Genomic DNA, 16,416 nt, shown 5'->3' on the forward strand with positions numbered 1-16,416 from the left:
TCGATGTTTGAAGATCTGATATACGTCCTGACCAAATATGATACCTGGCTGTGGCAGGGGTTCCTTCTGACACTACAGTTGTTGGCAGTTTCTGTCGTATTTGGCACCCTGATTGCCATCCCGCTTGCCGTGGCCCGTGTTTCAAAGCTGGTTTGGGTTCAGGCCCTGCCCTTTGCGTTTATCTATGTGTTTCGCGGTACGCCGCTGATCGCGCAGCTGTTCATGATGTATTACGGTTGCGGGCAGCTTATCGCCAACATTGAAGGCATACAGGATCACTGGTCCTGGACCTATCTGCGTGATCCCTACTGGTACTGCCTGCTGACATTCGTCCTGAATACGGCAGCCTACATGGCCGAAATCATGCGTGGCGGGATCCAGAACGTTCCGAATGGTGAAATTGAAGCTGCCCGTGCGTGCGGCATGCGCCCCGCCACCATTTATCGCCGGATCATCTTCCCGCGTATGTGGCAGATCATCTGGCCTGCCTATACCAACGATGTGATTTTTACGCTTAAGGCAACGTCACTGGCATCAACGGTGACAATGATGGAATTGACTGGTGCCGCGCGCAAAATCGTTGCGCGTACCGCATTGCCATATGAGGCCTTCATCTCGGCTGGTGTGATCTATCTGATCATTGTTTATGTTCTCACCTTTGGCTTCAAGGGGATCGAGAAATACCTTCGCCGAAACGAAAACCGGAAAGAAAACAAATCCGTCCTGGCCAAAGCTGGCGGACACATTTGATCCGACGTTTATGCACGACCTCGAGCGGCGATTACCATCGCTCGAGGTCCATGCGCCCCATAGAGCCAAGCAACCCAGTTGTTTGCAAAGGCTGCCTGTAACGCCACCACCAACCCCCACAGGAATATCATGCAACAGGAACGCATTGAACTGCTTCGCCCCCAAATGGGCACTGCCCGCGCGCTTACCGTCCGTCGCTATGGCATCTCCGGTAAAGGACCCAAAGCTTATCTGCAGGCCGCCCTTCATGCTGACGAACTCCCCGGTGTGATCGCCCTGCACCATTTGGAAATTCTGCTGAAAACGGCCGAGGAAAATGACCAGATCAAGGGTGAAATCGTTGTTGTGCCGTTCGCCAATCCGATCGGTTTCACCCAGTATGTCGATATGAAGCCGCTTGGACGTTTTGAAATGCGTACAGGCCAAAACTTCAACCGACATTATCCGGACCTGTGCAAAGAACTGATTACTGCTGTCGATGGAAAACTTGGTCAGGATGCAGAAAACAATGTGGAAGTCATCCGCACAGAACTACGTCGCCTGATCAAAGAACATCGCATAAATGCAGGACCTTTGACCGATCTTGAGGATCTGCGTCTGACGCTGGCGGAACTCGCAATTGATGCCGATTATGTTCTTGATCTGCATTGCGACTGGGAAGCTGCAATGCACCTTTACACGAGCGATTCTAGCTGGCCGGACGCGGCAGATCTTTCCGCCCAAATCGGTGCGGAAGCCTGCCTGATTGCCGAAGAAAGCGGTGCGAACCCGTTCGACGAAGCTTTCAGCCGCCCATGGGTCGAACTGCGCCGTGTCTATGGCGACAAGTTTCCGATCCCGATGGCAACGCTTTCAACGACAATTGAATTGCGTGGCGAACAGGATGTTTATGATCATCTTGCCAGCCAGGATGCGAAGAACCTTTTTGCATTTCTGCAACGTCGGGGCGTTATCGGGGGCGATCCCGGCCCCTTGCCAGAGGCAAAATGCACCGCGACCCCTCTTGCCGGTGTTGATCGTGTAACGGCAACCCATGGCGGGATGATCGTGTTTTCCATTGATGCCGGCGTAACCGTAAAGGCTGGTCAGGAACTGGGCTATGTTCTTGATTGCGAAACCGGTGACAAAACGCCGTTTTCCAGCCGTACGGATGGTTTCCTGTATGCGCGCGTTGGTGGACGCCTTGTGGTCCCGGGTGGTTTGCTGTGCTCGGTGGCCGGTGCAGACGTTCTGCCGGGCCGTGAAGGACTTCTATTGACCGCCCGTTGACCTTCTTTACGGGACGCGATAGCAAGAGTTCGGTATAATCGCTGCCGAATTCATCGCTTCGCGTACCGCGCGTTTTAAGGATATCGAGATGTTCGACCCGAGTTCTGTTTCCGAAGTCATTACAGCGGCCAAAGCCGCAGCAAAAAGCGATGCGGATACCGCACGTCTGGCCATTTCCGTTCTTGATCTGACCAGTCTGAATGACGATGACACGGTCGAGAAGATCGAAGCATTATGTGACCGCGCTCAGAGCCCGGCAGGCAATACCGCCGCCGTTTGCGTTTACGCCCCCTTCGTTGAGACCGCATGGCGGGCACTGGGGCAAAGCGGTGTCAAAACGGCGACCGTGGTCAATTTCCCGGCCGGTGGTACCAATGCACAGCGTGTGGGCGACGAAACGGCCGACGCCGTTGCCAAGGGTGCGGACGAGGTTGATCTGGTTTTGCCTTACAAGGCTTTTCTGGCCGGGGAAATCCAGACCGTAATTGATGTTATTGAGGCAACCCGCATGGCTTGCGGCCCGATGACGACGATGAAGGTTATCCTTGAGAGTGGCGAGTTTGAAGATCTTTCCAAGGTCTATGACGCAGCCCGCCTTGCGATCAAGCATGGTGCGAATTTCGTTAAAACCTCGACCGGAAAGGTGCCGGTTGGTGCAACACCCGATGCCGCGGTGGCAATGATCACAGCCATCCGAGACGCCCGCGAGGAAGATGGCCTTGCCTGTGGCTTCAAGGCATCTGGCGGCGTCAAAACGACCGATGACGCAGCACTCTTTCTTGCTATTGCTGACGAGATCATGGGTGAAGGCTGGGCGGAGCCTGACACGTTCCGCTTTGGGGCCAGCGGCGTCCTGACAGCCTTGTTGGAAACTTGCGGTATTGATCCGTCATCGGTCCCCAGGACGACTGGCAACTACTGAGAATAATGACTATCTGCCAATCAGCACGAATGGCAAATACAGCTGAAGGAAGACGGAATGGCGCGCGCCATCATCATTGTTGCAGACAGTTTCGGTATCGGTGCCGCCCCGGATGCGGCCAAGTTCGGTGATCAGGGATCGGACACCTTGGGCCATATTGCAGAAAGCTGCGCCAAGGGCTTGGCAGACAATGATATTCGCAAGGGTACCCTGAACATTCCGAATATGACGGCACTGGGCCTTGGTGAAGCCGCTAGGGACGCAACCGGGCGTGTTCCGCCGGGGCTTGAGCATGGTGGGGCGATCATCGGGGCCTACGGCCACGCCAAAGAACTGTCACGTGGCAAGGATACGCCAAGCGGACATTGGGAAATAGCCGGTGTACCTGTTGATTTTGACTGGGGCTACTTCCCGCTTGAAGTTCCGACATTCCCCAAGGAACTGACCGATGCCCTGATCGAACAGGCAAAGCTGCCCGGCATTCTGGGCAATTGTCATGCGTCTGGCACCACGATTATTGCCGAGCTTGGTGAAGAACACATCAAAACCGGCATGCCGATTTGCTATACGTCGGCCGATAGCGTGTTTCAGATTGCCGCCCACGAAGAGCATTTTGGTCTGGATCGGTTGTACGAGGTTTGCGATATCGCCTTTAAACTGGTTGAGCCATATAATATTGGCCGTGTCATCGCCCGCCCGTTTGTCGGCAGCAGTCCGGCTGATTTCAAGCGAACGGCAAATCGTCGCGATATAGCGATCCCGCCGCATAGACCGACCTTACTGGATAAGTTTAGCGAGGCTGGCGGCACGGTCATCTCGGTGGGCAAAATTGCCGATATCTATGCACAGCGCGGCATTTCAAAGAAGGTAAAGGCATCGGGTAATATGGCCCTTTTTGATGCCATGATGACTGAAATTGATCAGGCTCCTGATAGCAGCATCGTTTTTACCAATCTGGTCGATTTCGATATGGAATTCGGACATCGTCGTGATGTACCCGGCTATGCCAACGCACTGGAAGAATTCGATGCCCGTATTCCCGAACTGCGTGCGGCACTGAAACCCGGTGATCTGGTCATAGTTACTGCCGATCACGGCTGTGACCCGACATGGCGCGGCAATGACCACACACGTGAATTCGTACCGATTATGGCGTTCGGTCCTGCCATTCAACCTGGCCCGATTGGTTTGCGCGACAGTTTTGCAGATATCGGGCAAACCGTTGCAGACCACCTTGGTATTGCGCCACTTGCGGCGGGTACCTCTTTCCTGAATGGATAAAACATGAACTGGCAACTTGGACATAGCGAAGCATCGATGGCGGCGATCCGAATTGAGGCGATCATCGATACGGTATGTCCTTGGTGCTATATCGGTAAAAAACGGCTGGAAAAGGCGCTTGCGCGCGAGCAGCTGGACCACATGCCGATCACTTGGCGTCCGTTCCTGTTAAACCCCGACATGCCGAGCGGCGGAATTGACCGGAAATTGTATCTTTCGGCCAAATTCGGAGGCACTGAAAGTGCAACCCGCGTTTACAAGGCAATCGAAGCTGCCGGTGCAGCCGTCGGAATCGATTTCAATTTCGATGCCATTCGTCTGACACCGGACTCGACGGATTCCCATCGTCTGATCTACAAGGTCTGCACAGAAAAGCCTGCTGTTGGAAATGATCTGGTAGAAGATCTGTTTACAGCTTATTTCCTTGATGGTCGCGATATTGGTGATCTTGATGTTCTGGTGGAGATTGCCGTTACCCACGGAGAAGACAGAAACGAAATCCTTGATTATCTTGGTGGTGATATGGATCGTGAATTCGTGTCGCAGGAAAACCGTGTTGCCCATCAAATGGGGGTAACCGGTGTGCCCTGCTTCCTGTTTAATGGCCGCCATGCTCTTTCCGGGGCACAGGAACCCGATATCCTGCAACGTATGATCCGTCTGGCGCGTCAGGAAGAAACACCTATCTGACATGTATCCTGTCCGGAACAAAAAAATGCAGGTCCTGAAATGGAACCTGCATTTTTTGTTATGCCTTTGCTGCAATGTCGGCCAAGCGACGCATAAGACGCTTTAAACCTTCCAATCGATCTGTCGGACCATCCCAGCCCGCCGCATAGACGATCTTGTGATCCGGGCGCAAACGGGCTACGCCAACCTGTTGCTGGATAAAACCAACCAGACCTGCCGGGTTCGGGAATTCATTATTCCGAAGCGTGATAAGCGCTCCCTTGGGACCGGCATCAAGTTTTTCAACATTGGATGTACGGCACCATTGTTTGATCGTGACCACGTCCAGAAGGTTCTCAACCTCTTTTGGCAGCTTGCCAAAGCGGTCAATCATCTCGGCGGCAAATTGGTCGACTTCCTCGCGGGAACGCAGTTCCGAAATCCGTCGGTACAGGCCAAGCCGCACGCCAAGATCGGGCACGTAACGATCCGGTATCAGAACCGGCATACCGACATTGATCTGCGGGACGAAGGATGCCACGTCATCGGCCTCTATCTCGCCCTTGGCTTCCGCCACGGCTTCTTCGATCATCTGCTGATAAAGTTCGATCCCTACTTCCTTGATATGGCCGGATTGTTCCTCGCCAAGCAGGTTCCCTGCGCCACGAATATCAAGGTCATGGCTGGCAAGGTTGAAACCCGCACCAAGACTATCAAGGGTCTGCATGACCTCAAGACGTTTCAGTGCGGTTGCCGTCAGTTTCTTGCCATTTGGCAGTGTCAGATAGGCATAGGCACGCTGTTTTGATCGCCCAATGCGCCCGCGCAATTGATAAAGCTGTGCCAAACCAAACATGTCCGCACGATGGATAATCATTGTATTAGCGTTAGGAACGTCGATACCTGACTCGATAATATTAGTCGCAAGCAACAAATCAAATTTGCGATCGGTGAAATCAGTCATCACCTGTTCAAGGTCGCGTGCGCCCATCTGACCATGTGCAACGTCAAACTTGATTTCAGGTACCAATGTTTCAAGTTCCTTGGCAACTCGCCCAAGTTCGTTGACCCGCGGACACACATAGAAAATTTGCCCACCACGGTGACGCTCACGCAGGATCGCTTCGCGTACGACAACCGGATCGTAAGGGGTGATATAGGTCCGAACAGCCAGGCGATCGACCGGCGGTGTCGCAATAATCGAAAGTTCTTTCACCCCGGTCAGTGCAAGCTGCAAGGTTCTGGGGATCGGCGTTGCCGTTAGCGTTAAAACGTGGACATCGGTTTTAAGCTCTTTCAGGCGTTCCTTGTGTTTCACCCCAAAATGCTGCTCTTCATCGATGATCAGCAGTCCAAGATCCTTGAACTTTACACCATTCCCCAAAAGCGCGTGCGTGCCACACACAATGTCGACATGCCCGCTTTCAAGGTTGTCCTTGACCAGTTTAGCGTTCTTGCCCGTTACCAGACGTGATAGCTGCTCTACCCGCACAGGAAGCCCGTCAAAGCGCTGTTTGAAGGTCAGGTAATGTTGCCTGCACAACAACGTGGTCGGGGCGACAATCGCAACCTGCTTGCCCGACATGACTGCTGCAAAGGCGGCACGCAATGCGACCTCTGTCTTGCCAAAACCAACGTCACCGCACACAAGACGATCCATAGGTTTGCCCGCTGCCAGATCGTCCAGCGTATCACGAATGGCACGTGCCTGATCCTCGGTTTCGGCAAACGGGAAGCTTGCACAGAACTCGTCATAACTGCCTTCTGGGGCGGTCAGGGCTGCTCCTTTGCGCAAATGACGTTCGGCTGCAACCTTGATCAGCTTGCCTGCCATATCGCGGATGCGTTCGCGCAATTTGGCTTTGCGCGCCTGCCAGGCAACGCCACCAAGCTTGTCAAGGATCGACACCCCTTCGTCCGAGCCATAGCGCGATAGAACTTCGATATTCTCGACCGGAACAAAAAGCTTGTCCCCTCCGTCATACTCCAGTTCCAGACAATCGTGTGGCGCACCACCCGCGGTAACGGTCCGAAGACCAAGATAGCGTCCGATCCCGTGATCAAGATGAACAACAAGATCACCCTCTGAAATTTCGGATGCTTCGCGCAGGAAGTTTTCGGCTTTACGGCGGCGTCCGCCCGGGCGGCTCATGCGGTCGCCCAGAATATCCTGTTCCGATAGAACCCAAAGGCCTTCGCGCCTGAAACCGTGCTCAAGATCGAGAATGACGACGGCAAGCTGTTCCGGTGTCAGATCATCGGTAATGTCTTCCCAGCATTCAGCGGTTACAACCTTGGCAACACCGTGTTCGCGCAGGACAGAAACCATGCGGTCACGTGACCCATCCGAATAGGCTGCAATTACAACCTGCTGGTTTTTCTCGCGCTGGGCCGAAATGAAATCGCGTAACTCGTCATAAAGGTTGGTATCGGCGCGTGCCCGCACATCGCCAAAATCACGTCCCGGTCGTGCGCCCATATCAAAAACGGCACGCTCAGCACTTTCTTCCTCGTAATAGGGTGAAAGCTCCAGAACCGTGCGTTCATTCAGCATCCGGTCAAATTCGGCCTGATCCAGATAAAGCCGTTCAGGTGGAACAGGTTTGTAAACATTGTCCCCCGAAAGCCCGCCACCCTTTATGTTCAGGCGCGCCTGATAATAATCGTCAATCATCTCAAGGCGGTTTTCGATGACCTCGCCATATTGATGATCAAAACTGACCGTTACATCCGGCAGATAGGCAAAAACAGTATCCATACCGTCGTGAAACAGCGGCAGCCAATGCTCCATGCCACCATATTTCAAGCCGTTGCTAATCGATTCATAGAGTGGATCGGTTTGCGAGACGACGCCAAAAAGTTCGCGATATCCGCTGCGGAATCGGGAAATGCTCTCCTGATCGAGGAACACTTCACCAACTGGCAAAAGTGCAATTTCATTGATCCGTCCGACGGTGCGTTGGGTTTCAACATCAAATCGACGGATGCTTTCGATCTCGTCCCCAAAGAAATCAAGCCGCACGGGCTCTTTCATGCCGGGCGCAAAGATATCAACAATATCACCACGAACCGCGTAATCACCGGGCTCCATAACCTGTTCGGCACGGTTGTAGCCCATCCGGTCGAAATACCCAGTCAGATCGGCGCGCGAATGTTCCTGTCCGGATTTAAAGGTCAGTTTGCCGTCGCGCATCACGTCCACCCGCGGAACCCGCTGCATGACAGCGGCCGCCGTTGCCAGCACAATACGCCCCTGCCCGCTGGCCGGTTCGATATCCTCGGCCAGTGTCGTCAATGTTTCAACGCGACGTGCCGTTACTTCGGCAATCGGCGAAACCCGATCATAAGGCAAGCAATCCCAAGCCGGCAGGGTCAGCACCTCGACCTCGCCTGCAAAAAATGCAAGTGCCTCGGCAAGCTGGGACATCCGTTTGTCATCTCGCACGACATGCAGGATTGTTGCATTGTTTGCCGATGCATCCAGCAATTCACGCAACAAAAGGGCGTCTGCACCCTCCGGGACGCCACACAGCCGCTTACGACCTTTGGCCGAAATAATTTCTTGTAATTTATTCAATGTATTATCTGGCGTTGCTCAGTTCCTGAATCATGTGCAGCACGTCGGTGTCATATTCATCCGGTGCTGACTCTTTGCCCGTTGCCCATTTAAAGAAATCGGCATCAGGAACATCATTCATCAGAATTTCAAAACGTTCGAGCTGTTCTTCCGACATGGAGGCAAGATGCGCATCCATAAAGCGACCGATCAGGATATCGTTCTCCTTGGTGCCGCGATGGCCGCCGCGAAACAGCAACTTCTTGCGTCGTACTTCAAGTTCTTTGCTGTCGATACTCACGTTCGATCTCCTGTCTTTTTCGGTCACGGCACATCGGCATAAAACCAAAGGCACAGATTGTCTTTTGTGGCATGGTTTGTACGGTAAATTCGCCGATTGGTCCATGCTATCATCCATCCAATTTGCATTGGGTCGTGACTTGTCGGTTGCTGCGCGATAATTTTGTTGTATACCCAGCACGTAAACCGATTTGTTCTACTAACGTTCTCAAATTAAAACACAACGAAAACCGTCATGCGTCCGGAAATATTGTTCCCGCTTTTTGCTGAAATAGACAGCTTGCCCGGCATTGGCCCGCGCCTGAAGCCTCTGCTTGCGCGGTTGATCAGCGGTGAACATGTTGTGGATTTGCTGTGGCATCTACCGTCCGGGCTAATTGATCGTCGTTTTTCGCCGCCGCTAACAGAAACGATTGATGGATCAATTGTGACGCTGGATGTCTGGATCGAACGCCATGATGCGTCACCAAACCGGCGTCGACCGTATCGGGTTGTCTGCAAAACACAAAGTGGCCCCCTGATTTTGGCGTTTTTCAATGCTCGGGCCAAATATCTGAACGAAGTTCTGCCGGTCGGTGAAAAGCGTATTGTATCGGGCAAAATTGACCATTATCGCGGGGAATATCAGATTACCCATCCTGATCGGATCGGCACAGAGGCAGAGCGCGAAGAAATCCAGACTGTCGAGCCTGTATACCCGATGTCTGCGGGCGTTACGGGCAAAACGCTGACCAAGTCAACCCGGGCGGCACTTTCGATGATGCCAGAGCTTCCGGAATGGCATGATCCCGCTTTACAGGCACGCCACAAATGGCCGGACCTGAAATCCGCCCTGCATCAGGTCCACAATCCAGAAAATGAAGGTGATCTGTCACCTGACCACCCTGCCCGCAAACGACTTGCCTATGATGAGTTGCTGGCAAACCAGCTTGCACTTGCACTTATCCGGGCCAAGATGCGCAAGCTGGGCGGGATAGAGACAAAGGGTGATGGCCGTTTGCGAAAGGCACTTGAAGCAGAACTGCCCTTTGCCATGACGGGTGCGCAGCAACGCGCCCTGAAAGACATTTACGAAGATATGGGCAGCAACGGACGCATGTTGCGCCTGCTTCAGGGGGATGTTGGTTCGGGAAAAACGGTCGTCGCCCTGATGGCCATGCTGAACGCGATCGAAACTGGCCGTCAGGCTGCGTTGATGGCGCCGACTGAAATTCTTGCCCGGCAGCACTTTGAAACAATCTACCCGCTTCTTGAAAAGATCGGCGTGAGCTGCGCAATCCTCACGGGGCGCGACAAAGGCAAAAGTCGCAAAACGGCACTCGAAGGCTTTGCAAATGGAACGTTTCAGGTCGCTGTGGGCACACATGCGCTGTTTCAGGAAGATGTGCTGTTCCAAGACCTGGCTTTCGCTGTTGTCGATGAACAGCATCGATTTGGCGTGCATCAACGTCTGATGCTGGCTGGTAAGGGACAGGCAGTCGATGTCCTGGTCATGACCGCAACACCGATCCCCAGAACTCTGACCCTAACGGCGTTCGGGGATATGGAAGTATCACGGCTGGATGAAAAACCACCGGGACGAAAGCCGGTTGATACGCGTGTTCTGCCTGCGGACAAGGTTGATGATGTCATATCGGGTATCGGGCGTGCCATCCGCACCGGGACCAAAATCTACTGGGTTTGCCCTTTGGTCGAGGATTCCGAGGTCCTTGATTTGCAGGCTGCAGAAGAACGGTATCGGATTCTGGTCGACCTGTTTGGCGAAAGCCGTGTCGGACTTGTCCACGGTAAAATGAAAGCCAAGGACAAGGATGCCGTGATGGAACGCTTCGCCCATGGTGATCTGTCCATTCTTGTCGCGACGACGGTGATTGAAGTCGGGGTTAACGTTCCTGATGCCACAATCATGGTGATTGAGCACGCCGAACGCTTTGGTTTGGCGCAGTTGCATCAGTTGCGCGGACGGATCGGGCGCGGAGATGCGGCATCAACCTGTCTTCTGCTTTATGGAGCTCCATTGGGCGAAATTTCGAAGGCTCGTCTTAAAATCATGCGCGAAACAGAAGATGGCTTTGTCATTGCGGAAGAAGACCTTCGTCTGCGTGGGGCTGGAGAAGTATTGGGCACCCGGCAAAGCGGCCTGCAGGCCTATCGCCTTGCCAGTCTGGAAATGCACAGTGATCTACTGGCAATTGCCCGCGACGATGCTCGCTTGATTGTCGAACTTGATCCTGACCTGCAAAAGCCACGCGGAGAAGCATTACGGTTGTTATTGTATCTTTTCGAACGTGACGAAGCCGTGCGCTATTTCCGATCAGGCTAAAAACAAAGGGCGCTTGCAAATTGCAGCGCCCTTTTCATTCGATAGACTTCAAGCCGCGTCAAGCGTCTTCGCGGCTCTTGTCATCTGCATTTTCGTTTCCCGGCTCCGAGTACTTGGAAACCAGAACCGGTGCATTTTCTTTTTCTCGTAGAACATCAAGGTCTTCGTATGTTTTGGCTGACACGACCGGTTTGGCTTGTGCCTCTGCCGAACGGCGATCCGGTGGCGTCACAATCCCGCCAGACATTACCATTTTAATCGCTTCCTCGACCGTCATATCCAAAATTACGATATCCTTGCGCGGCACGAACAGAAGGAAACCTGATGTCGGGTTCGGCGTCGTCGGAAGAAAGATATTAATAACAGTATCTTCCGTCAGATTTTGCACTTCACCTTTGGTTTGGCCTGTAATGAAGCCGATTGCCCACATGCCACGACGTGGGTATTCAAGCAAAACCGCCTGTCTGAATGCATTGGACTGATTGGCCAGAACCGTTTCAAGGATCTGCTTGACCGCGCCATAAATGCTACGCACGGCAGGAATACGCGCCAGAATACGCTCATAAAGCTTGATGAGGGCACGACCGGCAAAGTTGGTGGTGAACCAGCCGACGACCGTGATGAAAATCAGGATCACCAAAAGGCCAAATCCCGGGATACCATATTCCTGATAACCTTCGGGCAGGTAATAGACCGGGTTATAATGTCCCGGGATCAGCGGCATGACCTTGCTGTCAACGAATTCGATAAACCACCATGCCAGACCAAATGTAATAACAAGCGGCGCACTGACGAGCACACCAGTCAGAAAATAGGCACGTATACGGGCAAAAAGGCCCGGACTTGGAAGGGCATGTCCGGCATTTTCGCTATCCGAATCATGCTGGTCGTCGCGATTGGCGGTCATTGATCACCTGTGAAGATGGGTCGCATTATATGGCACTGCCTGTAATACATGTTTGCATTCACCATTTGTCAGTAGGAATATGGCAATGCTGCGACTATTGATCAGGGGAAACTCCCCTTCCCTGAAGTGATAGCAGCATTCAAGTTTGCAGCGCAACCAAACAAACCGGGTGGGACCAAACTGCCATCGTATAGGAGTTGTTTTGCAGGTCTGGATTGTTGAATACATATATGACGACAATGGCTCTGTTGGCGTTCGAACAGCCAAAGTTACGGCTCCTGATTATGAGACGGCTCGTCATTTTGCTCTGGGGGATGCGCCGAACGTAGATTTTGTCATGTCGTTACGTCCGGAGTCCGACGATCAGTTTCTCGGGCGACCGGCTATCCGGGCCCGAGAAATGACAGGCCAAGTCGTCCATGATGTTCCCGATCCTGATGAAGACATCGAAGAAGACGATGACATCTGATCCCGACAAACGCGACTATCTGGCACGTCCCATCATTGGCATTGGTGCTGTTGTCTGGCACGGCAATAATGTTCTTTTGATCCAGCGTGGCAAGGCGCCGAACAAAGGCAGTTGGAGCCTTCCAGGCGGCGCACAGGAACTCGGGGAAACATTGCGTGAAGCCGTTCATCGCGAAGTTTTTGAAGAAGCCGGAATCACGATTTCCGAACCGATCCTGATTGATACCGTCGATCTGATAACACCCGATAAAAATGGTCAGGTGCAGTATCACTACACCCTGATAGACTTTGTCGCAGAAGCATTGGAAGTAGATTTAAAGGCCGGTGGTGACGCTGCGGATGCGCGGTGGGTATCCCTGACTGAAATTGGCAATTATCGGCTTTGGGATAAAACCCGCAACATGATCAATCGATCCCGCATTTTGCGCCGATGACCCGCCGTGATCCTATCGTGAAGCAGATCATATTATCATAAAGAAAAAGGCGACATCCGGTGATGCCGCCTTCTCTGTTTGTGTTCGGAGTCTGGTTATGCCGCGGCATGCTGCGTCAGAACAGATTCCTGGATTTTCTTGAATGCACGTGCTTCAAGCTGACGCACACGTTCACGACTTACACCGAAACGTTCGCCGAGTTTCTCAAGCGTGATCGGATCGTCACTCAGGAAACGGGCTTCGATAATTTCACGCTCGCGCTCCGGCAATTCACCCATCGCGCTTTTCAGCATGTCATTATGCAGAACACGTTCCTCGGCATCAGCCACAATGCTTTCCGGGCTCGGTGCATCGGATGAAAGAGTATCAAGATACTCCATACCCTCGTCTTTGGGCATCGGCGTGTTGAGCGAGAAATCACGCGCCGCAAGGCGACGGTTCATTTCCAGCGCTTCTTTGCCGGTTACACCAAGCTTCTCGGCGACTGCATCAGCCTGTTCGGGTGACAGTTCACCATTATCATAAATGTTGAGCTGCTTTTTGGCTTTGCGCAGACTGAAAAACAGCTTTTTCTGCGCTGCCATGGTGCCGAGTTTCACCATCGACCAGCTATGCAGGATATATTCGGTCACAGCCGCTTTGATCCACCACATGGCATAAGTCGAAAGACGGAAACCACGTTCCGGGTCAAACTTCTGAACGGCACGCATCAGGCCGGTATTGCCCTCTGCCACCAAATCAGCCATAGGCAAGCCATAACCGCGATAACCAAAGGCAATTTTCGCAACAAGACGCAGGTGACTTGTAACCAGCTTGTGAGCTGCGTCGGTGTCATCATGCTCATGATAGCGGCGTGCAAGCATATATTCTTCGTCTACGCTGAGCATCGGGAACTTCCAGACCTGTCTCAGGTAACCGGAGAAGCCGTCATCCTGCGGTACTGCAGGTAATTTAATCGTGCTCATATCATGTCCTCCAGAGAGGTTTACGCATCACGCCTGACAATTCTTCCTACGAATTCAAACAGACTCTAGATGACGCGCAAACACTGTCAGTTGTGAACTTAATCACTCGGACGACCGGCAGTCATTTTGGGAAATGGTTCCGTCCGGTCGCAATTTCATCCCATAGGCCCTATGGGAGAGGACAGCAGACGCAAAGATAACTCATATTCATCGTGTCTCTTCCTTCCTCGAAGCAAATCGACAATTTACATGTCCGCCATTAGGCCGGAACACTATCCGGCGGTGCCATTGGGCCCCCACCCGCAAAAGTTAATATATCTAAACCCGAGTAATTTCGTCAAGATAAACCTGACCGGATTTCAGCTATATTTAACTTTCAATATCAGCATTTACATAATTTACCCGATGAATCCAGTCGGATATTATCAACGCTGACAATTTCACGCTAGGATCGATATGCGGCAAAAAAAAGGCACGTTGTATTGTTTTTACAGAGCTTGCGCGCTTTAGATATAGTTTCGTTATTCGCGTGTCCTGCGTGAAGCCTGCTGCTATTCATCCGGCATCAACCCTGAGACCACTTTGACCAACACCAGTATATGTGACCAAAGGACAGCTATAGATGAACATGGCGAAAACAGACGCAATAGCCCCTTGTCCATGTGGTGCGCCCGAAATCTTTGGTAAATGCTGCGGTGAATTACTGTCTGGAAAGCGCAAAGCCGCAACGGCAGAGCAATTAATGCGGTCTCGGTATAGCGCTTTTGTCACCCGTGATGCCAATTACCTGCTGGCAACTCTTGCTTCGGAAAAGGCACCCGGATTTGATCTTGAGCAGATAAAGGCAGATCGCAGTGAATGGTTTGGCCTGGAAATCATTACCACCAACAAAGGTAGTATTCTGGATCAGCACGGGATAGTCGAATTTATTGCCCGATTTCGTGAACAAGGGCGCGATCACATGCTACATGAAATATCCCGGTTCGAACGGCGTAACGGTAACTGGCTGTATATCGATGGTGAATTTCCCGAAACATCACGAAGCAATATAATCGTCAGCCCGAAAAATACGGGGCGAAATGATCCCTGCCCTTGTGGGTCTGGGAAGAAATACAAAAAATGCTGCGGCTAGGATGACGCTTGTTCACCCATAACACCGATCTCAAGAGCCCAGCGATGAAACGGACGGATTAGCTGTTGATAGGCTTCATCATATGTCAGCCAGATCAATTCATGATCGGGTTCAACCGGAGGCCCCAAACGTTCGGTAAATTTGCACAGGAAAAACACACCGCGCTTTAGGCGAAATCGCCCCTTGGCAAAGTTATTGACGTACTGAGACGCAATACCAAGGCGATTACGGATATCGATCTTGTAACCGGATTCTTCATAAGCTTCACGATGCAATGCATCGCGTTCGCTTTCCCCGCGCTCCACCCCACCACCAATAAGCACCAGCCCCTTTGGGGTGCGCGCAACGGCAACCTCGCCCGCATCATTCAGGATGACGGCATAGACACAGTCTTGCACGATATAGTTTCTACCCATGTCCGGGTTGCCAAAGATCGGTCCAACCAAATTGATGTTCCTGGATTGCGGCCTTGCAAATATGTTCAATTGAACACTTGAGATGTTTGAAGTTATGACAATTTCAAATTGTCTGTGCCTGATCAAGCAGCAATTGACATCGAACTGCATCCAGACGCAATTCTGTCCGGCGGGCCTCGGAGAAGTACTCTTTAAGGTCATCATTTGATGCCGGTATTTCAAGACCACCGAACTCGGACGACAGACGTTTGACATGGTGTTCAGGCAATATCCGATCACGAAACTTGCCCTTGGTAAGGAACTTCTCGGCCAATGCAAAATCAAGCTGCATATTGCGATACAGGATGGTCTGGTAATTTGCGTGTATCTGCAAGTTTCCCTCGGCTGAAACGAACAGGATCGGGAACATAACGGCAAGCTCTGGCAAATACCGGTTCGGATAAACCTGACCGTTCCAGTACTTTTCCGCCAAGCTGCCGTAAGTGTCGTAATCGGCAATCGAATGGAATTTGGCTTTACCAAGTGGAAGAATTTCCACCTTTGGCTTGGTGACCGTCACAGTGTCGTTGGAAACATCGACATAAAGGTCACCGAACTGGAATGCGTTCTGGAAATATTCGTGGCGCAGATCGCCCCAGACCCTTTTGGCAATACCACCCTGCAGACAAAAATCGCGCAACGCCGCAAGTCCCGCCGTCTTTGGCGATTGCAGCTCCTGTTCCAGAAGGTCTTTAACCCCCTTGGTTATCTCGTAACAATAGCCTTTCGGATAAATGCCCTTTTGTGGATGGCTTGCCGGGTCGAATTCCTGATCGAACTGCAGTCTCAGACGCAGCATATCGTCATAAAGTTCCTTTAACCGTGGCAGTAGGTACTTTTTCGTCAGTTTGACCTGTTTGAAGTTCGTCGGCAGGATTTGTTCCTCTTCTGCCTGACGTTTTATGAACTCAAGACTTAGCTTGCCGCTAGATATCATTTTATATGCAACTTCTCGCCAATCACGATCCGGAACACTAACGCAGGC

General features: G+C 52.2%; 15 protein-coding genes. 9 read left to right on the forward strand and 6 right to left on the reverse strand.

What is annotated here, in order from left to right:
• Positions 1-3 precede the first annotated feature (3 nt).
• The 5 genes from TH5_RS11485 (at position 4) to TH5_RS11505 (ending at position 4,912) form a co-directional block, all read left to right on the forward strand.
• Positions 4-750, forward strand: coding sequence for an ABC transporter permease (locus TH5_RS11485; protein ID WP_208638441.1), 747 nt, complete (start codon positions 4-6; stop codon positions 748-750).
• A 129-nt stretch (positions 751-879) separates the two neighbouring features.
• Positions 880-2,019, forward strand: a complete 1,140-nt coding sequence (locus TH5_RS11490; RefSeq protein WP_114121977.1) for a succinylglutamate desuccinylase/aspartoacylase family protein — start codon at positions 880-882, stop codon at positions 2,017-2,019.
• 88 nt (positions 2,020-2,107) lie between these two features.
• Positions 2,108-2,941, forward strand: a complete 834-nt coding sequence (deoC, locus tag TH5_RS11495; RefSeq protein ID WP_114121978.1) for a deoxyribose-phosphate aldolase — start codon at positions 2,108-2,110, stop codon at positions 2,939-2,941.
• A gap of 57 nt (positions 2,942-2,998) precedes the next feature.
• Positions 2,999-4,222, forward strand: a complete 1,224-nt coding sequence (locus TH5_RS11500; protein WP_114121979.1) for a phosphopentomutase — start codon at positions 2,999-3,001, stop codon at positions 4,220-4,222.
• A 3-nt stretch (positions 4,223-4,225) separates the two neighbouring features.
• Positions 4,226-4,912 carry a DsbA family oxidoreductase gene (locus TH5_RS11505; RefSeq protein WP_114121980.1) on the forward strand — a complete coding sequence of 229 codons (687 nt, stop codon included), beginning with the start codon at positions 4,226-4,228 and terminating at the stop codon, positions 4,910-4,912.
• 58 nt (positions 4,913-4,970) lie between these two features.
• Here the strand turns inward: TH5_RS11505 and mfd are convergent, their stop codons facing one another.
• Complete coding sequence (gene mfd / locus TH5_RS11510; RefSeq protein WP_114121981.1) at positions 4,971-8,468, reverse strand: transcription-repair coupling factor; 3,498 nt, start codon at positions 8,466-8,468, stop codon at positions 4,971-4,973.
• 4 nt (positions 8,469-8,472) lie between these two features.
• Entirely contained in the window at positions 8,473-8,748 is a 276-nt protein-coding gene (locus tag TH5_RS11515; RefSeq protein ID WP_114121982.1) for an FAD assembly factor SdhE, read from the reverse strand.
• A gap of 234 nt (positions 8,749-8,982) precedes the next feature.
• Between TH5_RS11515 and recG the strand changes: the two genes are divergently transcribed.
• Positions 8,983-11,070 (forward strand): ATP-dependent DNA helicase RecG, encoded by a 2,088-nt coding sequence (gene recG / locus TH5_RS11520; RefSeq protein ID WP_114121983.1) that lies wholly within the window; start codon positions 8,983-8,985, stop codon positions 11,068-11,070.
• 58 nt (positions 11,071-11,128) lie between these two features.
• Here the strand turns inward: recG and TH5_RS11525 are convergent, their stop codons facing one another.
• Positions 11,129-11,977, reverse strand: a complete 849-nt coding sequence (locus tag TH5_RS11525; protein ID WP_114121984.1) for a DUF502 domain-containing protein — start codon at positions 11,975-11,977, stop codon at positions 11,129-11,131.
• Between the two features lie 202 nt (positions 11,978-12,179).
• On the opposite strand from TH5_RS11525, the gene TH5_RS11530 reads away from it, so the two are divergent.
• Positions 12,180-12,446, forward strand: coding sequence for a hypothetical protein (locus tag TH5_RS11530; RefSeq protein ID WP_114121985.1), 267 nt, complete (start codon positions 12,180-12,182; stop codon positions 12,444-12,446).
• Complete coding sequence (locus tag TH5_RS11535) at positions 12,436-12,879, forward strand: NUDIX hydrolase (RefSeq protein WP_114121986.1); 444 nt, start codon at positions 12,436-12,438, stop codon at positions 12,877-12,879. The genes TH5_RS11530 and TH5_RS11535 overlap by 11 nt, the downstream gene beginning before the upstream one ends.
• Before the next feature lie 95 nt (positions 12,880-12,974).
• On the opposite strand, the gene rpoH is transcribed toward TH5_RS11535, so the two are convergent.
• Positions 12,975-13,844: an RNA polymerase sigma factor RpoH gene (gene rpoH, locus TH5_RS11540; RefSeq protein WP_037992565.1), complete on the reverse strand. Its 870-nt coding sequence runs from the start codon at positions 13,842-13,844 to the stop codon at positions 12,975-12,977.
• A 622-nt stretch (positions 13,845-14,466) separates the two neighbouring features.
• On the opposite strand from rpoH, the gene TH5_RS11545 reads away from it, so the two are divergent.
• Positions 14,467-14,976 (forward strand): YchJ family protein, encoded by a 510-nt coding sequence (locus TH5_RS11545; protein ID WP_244204892.1) that lies wholly within the window; start codon positions 14,467-14,469, stop codon positions 14,974-14,976.
• Here TH5_RS11545 and TH5_RS11550 read toward each other — a convergent pair.
• Together TH5_RS11550 and TH5_RS11555 are read right to left on the reverse strand one after the other, a co-directional pair.
• Positions 14,973-15,422 carry an NUDIX domain-containing protein gene (locus tag TH5_RS11550; RefSeq protein ID WP_114121987.1) on the reverse strand — a complete coding sequence of 150 codons (450 nt, stop codon included), beginning with the start codon at positions 15,420-15,422 and terminating at the stop codon, positions 14,973-14,975. The genes TH5_RS11545 and TH5_RS11550 overlap by 4 nt on opposite strands.
• A gap of 73 nt (positions 15,423-15,495) precedes the next feature.
• The gene (locus TH5_RS11555; RefSeq protein WP_114121988.1) at positions 15,496-16,368 is read right to left on the reverse strand and encodes a hypothetical protein; all 873 of its coding nucleotides are present in this window, start codon (positions 16,366-16,368) and stop codon (positions 15,496-15,498) included.
• Positions 16,369-16,416: the final 48 nt, after the last annotated feature.

Origin of the sequence: Thalassospira xianhensis MCCC 1A02616 (assembly GCF_003326475.1) — a bacterium.
GTDB classification, from domain to species: domain Bacteria; phylum Pseudomonadota; class Alphaproteobacteria; order Rhodospirillales; family Thalassospiraceae; genus Thalassospira; species Thalassospira xianhensis.